The sequence below is a fragment of the Blautia sp. MSJ-36 genome (genome assembly GCF_018917985.1).
Taxonomy (GTDB): Bacteria; Bacillota; Clostridia; order Lachnospirales; family Lachnospiraceae; genus Blautia_A.
The window spans coordinates 1-5582 of the sequence record NZ_JAHLPQ010000051.1 but is presented as its reverse complement, the minus strand read 5'-3'; the positions used below and the strand labels follow the sequence as shown (position 1 = coordinate 5582).

The window sequence follows — 5582 nt, the reverse complement described above, 5'->3', positions numbered from 1 at the left end:
ACAAAGATTAAGGCAAAAGCACAGGCAGAGGCGAATAACGAACTCAGTGCATCCATTACGGACGAGCTGATCAAGATGAAGGAGGCAGAAGCTCACTACAAAAATGGCTGGGTTACAGTCCAGGGAGCTGATGCCGTGATCGCGGATAAATAAAAGAAATACAGAGAAAGCCGGGAGCATAAACGTTCCCGGCTAAAAGCATCGAAAGGGGAGGATACCAGTGGGCGAGATCAAGATCACCAGGAAGCTCCTGGATGATTATAGAAAGTTAAAGAGGGAAATACCGGTCCTCAGCATGGAACTGGCTGAAATGAAACAAGGGGAGACAGGACTGGGGAACAGTACAATATGTGATTACAGCACAGGATTCGCACGGCCACAGAGCGTAGTCGGATTCGACCAGGAGAGATACGATAGAAGGAAGAGAACATATGAACATAAAAAGGAACAGGCGGAAGCAGTGGAACGATGGATTCAGAGTATTGAAGATGGCCAGACAAGATATGTGTTTAATGCGTTTTACCAGCAGGGAATGACATGGGAGAAGATAGCAGAAAAGACAGGATATTCCCAGAGTCCGGATTATCCAAGGCTTATGATTCGAGATAAATATTTGATACAAAAACAAATAAAATAATTGACATACGTATAAATACGTATTACAATATAAACATGATAAGGAAAGGAGATACAAAAGATGCCAATGAGTCCTAAGGAGATGTTAAAGCTCCTGAAAGAAAATGGTTTCGAAACGGTAAGTCAGAATGGCTCTCATGTCAAACTGAATAACCAAGAAACCGGAAGAACGGTAATCGTTCCTTATCACTCCAAAGATCTGAAAAAGGGATTGGAGCAGGCAATACTTAAACAGGCGGGGCTTAAATAGCCCTGCCGCCTGAAATGGAGGGTGTTTATATGAATAGATTATTTTATCCGGCAGTATTTCATAAGGCAGAGGAAGGAGGATTTTGGGTTACATTTCCAGATATACCAGAATGTATGACACAGGGTGAAGATATGCAGGAAGCATATGAAATGGCTGTGGATGCCCTTGGCCTGGCACTGACTGCAAGAGAAAATGAAAAAGAACCAATACCAGAAGCTTCAGCTCTTGATGCCGTAGATCCGGAAGACGGAACTCTGGTGATTGTAGAGTTTGACATGGCGGAATATCGCAGAAAGAATTGCTCCCGTGCAGTAAAGAAAACATTGAGCATTCCGGAATGGCTTAATGAGGCTGCAATCCGTGAGAATATTAACTTTTCTCAGATCTTACAGGAAGCACTGATGGTAAAATTAGGGATGAATAGGTAACAGAGCGGCGGTCCTTGTGGGATCGCCATTTTTTGAGGAAAAAAGGTTCGGATTATTCGGAAAGTTCGTTGTACAATACAATAGAAGCCAAAGGCGCAGAGACGACGCGGCTCCTTCTTGCAACAAGCTGCCAGAGCCAGCCTACACTCTGGCAGCAGTTTCGGAATATAGTTCAGTGGTAGAACAGCTGACTCATGGATCAGCATAGAGGTGGTTCGAATCCATCTGTTCCGATTTTAAAATCATACATTCTTGAAACGCCTTGTAGAAAAAAATACAGGGCGTTTTATAATGAAAGAAAAAACATTCAACAAACTGTTGACTAGACAAACAAATTGTGATATTATTGTACTCGTAAAGGAGGAAGTGCTATGCTCACGAATTTTGGTAAGGCATTACGAAAGATGCGGATAGACCATAGCGAATTCTTGAAAGACATGGCAGCAAAATTAGGTGTTACCGTTGCTTATCTATCCGCTGTTGAAAACGGAAAGCGCGAGGTACCAGATGAATGGCTTGAGAAACTAACCAATGAATACAATCTGACATCTAATGAAAGAAAGGAGTTGCAAGAATATGCATATGAAAATAAGGAAAGTCTAAAAATTAATTTGTCAGGAATACAGAGAGAAGAAAAAGAATTGGCTCTGGCATTTGCGAGATCTTTTAAAGATTTATCTGATGAAGACATGAGGACAATTCAACAAATATTTAACAAAAGATAGGAGTGAAACATTTGGAATATGTCGTGAAACCGATGTCAAGAAAGGATATCCGAAATATAGCAAAGGTAGTTAGAAGAATGCAAAGTGCGAAGGGAATGTTATATTTTGATATCATGGACTTTTTAGAACATACGTTGCCACGAGCTTTCCCGGAATTCACTCTAAGTATTGGCACAAAAGAAGAAATGGGCGAATTTCATGGACTCACATTTCCAGAAAAAAATGAGATTAAGCTTCGGGAAGATGTATATTATGGAGCACATAATGGGAATGGAAGAGATAGATTAACTGCAGCACATGAATTATTTCATTTTCTTGCACATTCGAAGGAAAGTGTTGCCTTTGCAAGAACTGGTTCAGGTAAAGTTCCAACATATATGGATCCTGAATGGCAGGCAAATGCCTTTGGAGGGGAACTTTTGGTACCATATGAACAAGCAAAGCAATTGTCAATAGAAGAGATTGCTGAAAAGTGCGGAGTATCAAAATGTGCAGCAACATGCCAATACAGAATGATGCATAGGTTATAACGCCGTAAGGCTTTATACATACAAAAAACCAAGCATCAGGAGATGCTTGGCTCTTGTGAAAATGTAAATACAGTTGTTCAACTGGTTACAATTCCGTCTCGACAACTGAATTGTAACACTGTATTTATCCTTTTGCAAGAGTTAATTGCGAAAGGAGGGGATATCCATGTGGATTTTTAGAACGTGGATTACCAGGAAAGATGGCACGAAAGATTATGCCAAGGATCATGGTAAAAAAGCCTTCAGATTCTGGGTAGGTCCTGGACCGGAACCAGATAAAAAGAAGAATCAGTAATAGTTAACGAAGAGGCGTATTTACCAGTTGGACGCTTCTACCCAAAAGAAAGGTATAGGTAGAAGAAGATGGCCAAAACAAAATCTAGTGTTAGAGGAACTCAGAATAAAAAGATTGTGGTTGTAAAACCGTATACGAGAAGTGATGGTGTAAAAGTTAAAGAACATAGACGCTCAACACCAAATTAAACAACTTTTTATAAGGCACCCTTCGGGGTGCTTTTCTAATGCAATTTTTCGTACAGCGTGCACGGCACCAGCACAAATACGTTTCCATACGGCGTATGCATGTTAACACTCCTTCAGTGGTAGCAATCGGTTGTCGCTTATGGTGCCGGCAGGACTGTAATTTATAATATTAAAACAAATGGGAGGTAGTGAGATTGGCCAGGGCTCCAGACAAGAGAATAGAACAGGCAAGACAACTGTACTTGCAAGGAGAGAAACTGGTCGAAATCGCAAGCCAGTTAAATCTTCCCGAAGGCACTGTTCGAAGGTGGAAATGTACCCATAAATGGGATAACGAACGTTCGGATAAAAATAGCGAACGTTCGGATAAGAAAAAAACAAAAAAAAGGAAGCCGTCTGAAAGAGAAGTTGAGCAGGTGATAGAAAACCCTGAATTGACCGACAAACAGCGGCTTTTTTGTGTTTATTACATTCGAAGTTTCAATGCTGTAAAAGCGTATCAGAAAGCATATGGATGCAACTATGAAGCGGCAATGAGAAGCGGCAGCAGGATGTTGAGAAATGTTGAGGTAAAAGAAGAAATTATACGATTAAAGCAGGAACGCCTTAATAGAGAATTTCTATCCGAAGCAGACATATTCCAGAAGTACATGGATATTGCATTTTCAGACATCACAGATTATGTAAAATTCGGCGCAGAGGAAGCACCTATAATGTCTATGTACGGACCGGTACAGATCAAAGATCCGCAGACCGGGGAAAAGAAGCCACTTACCGAAACCGTAAATATAATTCATTTCCGGGATTCTTCCGAGGTGGATGGTACTATCATAAGTGAAGTAAAGCACGGAAAGAATGGTTCCAGCATCAAACTTGCGGATAGAATGAAAGCTCTGCAGTGGTTAGCCGACCATATGGATTTAGGAACTGAAGAGCAGAAAGCTAAAGTCGCACAGATAAAAGCTCAGACAGAAATAATGAGATTGAAAGCTCAAACAGATAAAGATGAGGAAATGGAAGATGATGGATTCCTTGAAGCGTTAAAGGGAACTGCAGCAGAGGACTGGAAGAATGAAGAGGCAGATATTTAAGTTCAAGCCATTCTCAAAGAAGCAAAGAATGACTTTGAATTGGTGGACAGATAATTCTCCAGTAAAAGATTACAATGGGATCATCGCTGATGGAGCAATCCGATCAGGAAAGACCATTAGCATGTCCCTATCATTTGCCATATGGGCCATGAACAGTTTTGATGGTCAAAATTTTGCTATGTGTGGAAAGACTATAGGATCTTTCCGGCGAAATGTTCTGTTCTGGCTGAAACTGATGTTATTGTCAAGAGGATATTCCATCACGGATCACAGGGCAGACAATCTCCTGACTATCCGAAAAGATGGAAAAGAGAATTACTTTTACATTTTCGGTGGCAAGGACGAAAGATCTCAGGATCTCATCCAGGGAATCACATTGGCAGGCGTGTTCTTTGATGAGGTTGCCCTAATGCCGGAATCTTTTGTAAACCAGGCAACAGGCCGATGTTCTGTGAAAGGATCGAAGTTCTGGTTTAACTGTAATCCGGACGGTCCGTATCACTGGTTCAAACAGAACTGGATAGATAAATCCACCGGATACCTGGGAAAAGAAGAAACAGAGCGTATCAGGCAGCAGGCGGCCGCGGAGGGGAAAGATCCCGGTCTGAAAGATATTCTGTATCTTCACTTCACTATGGACGATAACCTGTCCCTGGATGAAGAGATCAAAGCCAGATACAGGAGTATGTACGTTGGAGTATTCTTTAAACGTTACATTATGGGACTGTGGGCGGCAGCAGAGGGAATCATCTACGACATGTTCGACGAGAACAAACATGTCCAGGATATCAAAGATTTCTATCAGCTGCTGGTCAACGGGAACAGGTATGTTTCCTGTGACTATGGTACACAGAACGCAACGGTATTCCTGTTGTGGAATAAAGGAACCAACGGGAAATGGTACTGCATCCGGGAGTATTACTATTCCGGAAGAGACAAGGGAAAACAGAAAACAGATTCAGAATATGCAGACGACCTGAAAGAGTGGCTGGATGGCACCAAGATTAAAGCGATAATCGTGGATCCATCGGCCGCTTCTTTTATTGCAGAACTCCGGAAGCGAGGATACAAGGTCCTAAAAGCCAACAATGATGTTCTGGATGGCATCCGCTTGGTTGGAATGCTGCTGAACCTGGAGAGGATTGTCTTTGCTTCTTCCTGTAAAGAAACCATAAAAGAATTTGCTTCTTACATCTGGGATGAGAAAGCCCTGGAAAGAGGAGAAGACAAACCGGTGAAACAATTCGATCATTGTTGTGACGCTGTGAGGTACCTATGCAGCACCATAATCGGCAGAAAAGCAGCACGTTTCCGAGAGATAAGTCCAGCTAATAAATGTCAATAGTTAAATGAAAAAAATTGCTCTTATTTTCTGGCTAAAAAAGGGTAGACGTCCCCCTTGGTGAAAATATCGTTCTTTTGAAAGATATTGATTCGTT

The 5582-nt window shown here is 41.6% G+C and carries 8 protein-coding genes and 1 tRNA gene; all 9 read left to right on the top strand.

Annotated elements, in window-relative coordinates:
- Positions 1 to 220 precede the first annotated feature (220 nt).
- The 9 genes from KQI39_RS16950 (at position 221) to KQI39_RS16915 (ending at position 5488) form a co-directional block, all read left to right on the top strand.
- A complete protein-coding gene (locus KQI39_RS16950) occupies positions 221 to 637 on the top strand; it encodes a DUF2959 domain-containing protein (protein ID WP_216419742.1) in 417 nt (138 codons plus the stop codon).
- Positions 638 to 697: 60 nt separating this feature from the next.
- Positions 698 to 886, top strand: coding sequence for a type II toxin-antitoxin system HicA family toxin (locus KQI39_RS16945; protein WP_216419740.1), 189 nt, complete (start codon positions 698 to 700; stop codon positions 884 to 886).
- 29 nt (positions 887 to 915) lie between these two features.
- Positions 916 to 1314 (top strand): type II toxin-antitoxin system HicB family antitoxin, encoded by a 399-nt coding sequence (locus tag KQI39_RS16940; RefSeq protein ID WP_216419738.1) that lies wholly within the window; start codon positions 916 to 918, stop codon positions 1312 to 1314.
- 161 nt (positions 1315 to 1475) lie between these two features.
- Positions 1476 to 1548, top strand: a tRNA-Met gene (locus tag KQI39_RS16935).
- A gap of 137 nt (positions 1549 to 1685) precedes the next feature.
- A complete protein-coding gene (locus tag KQI39_RS16930) occupies positions 1686 to 2039 on the top strand; it encodes a helix-turn-helix domain-containing protein (RefSeq protein ID WP_216419737.1) in 354 nt (117 codons plus the stop codon).
- Positions 2040 to 2050: 11 nt separating this feature from the next.
- On the top strand, positions 2051 to 2569 hold the full coding sequence (locus KQI39_RS16925; RefSeq protein ID WP_216419736.1) for an ImmA/IrrE family metallo-endopeptidase: 519 nt from the start codon (positions 2051 to 2053) through the stop codon (positions 2567 to 2569).
- A gap of 166 nt (positions 2570 to 2735) precedes the next feature.
- Positions 2736 to 2864: a hypothetical protein gene (locus KQI39_RS17600; protein ID WP_255363765.1), complete on the top strand. Its 129-nt coding sequence runs from the start codon at positions 2736 to 2738 to the stop codon at positions 2862 to 2864.
- A gap of 382 nt (positions 2865 to 3246) precedes the next feature.
- Entirely contained in the window at positions 3247 to 4143 is an 897-nt protein-coding gene (locus KQI39_RS16920; RefSeq protein WP_216419735.1) for a terminase small subunit, read from the top strand.
- Positions 4124 to 5488, top strand: coding sequence for a PBSX family phage terminase large subunit (locus KQI39_RS16915; RefSeq protein ID WP_216419734.1), 1365 nt, complete (start codon positions 4124 to 4126; stop codon positions 5486 to 5488). Before KQI39_RS16920 ends, KQI39_RS16915 begins: the two co-directional genes overlap by 20 nt.
- The last annotated feature ends 94 nt before the right edge of the window (positions 5489 to 5582 follow it).

Coding starts and splice junctions, on each gene's coding strand:
- KQI39_RS16945 (WP_216419740.1), top strand. CDS start 698: ATGCCAATGAGTCCTAAGGAGATGTTAAAGCTCCTGAAAGAAAATGGT.
- KQI39_RS16915 (WP_216419734.1), top strand. CDS start 4,124: ATGAAGAGGCAGATATTTAAGTTCAAGCCATTCTCAAAGAAGCAAAGA.
- KQI39_RS16930 (WP_216419737.1), top strand. CDS start 1,686: ATGCTCACGAATTTTGGTAAGGCATTACGAAAGATGCGGATAGACCAT.
- KQI39_RS17600 (WP_255363765.1), top strand. CDS start 2,736: ATGTGGATTTTTAGAACGTGGATTACCAGGAAAGATGGCACGAAAGAT.
- KQI39_RS16940 (WP_216419738.1), top strand. CDS start 916: ATGAATAGATTATTTTATCCGGCAGTATTTCATAAGGCAGAGGAAGGA.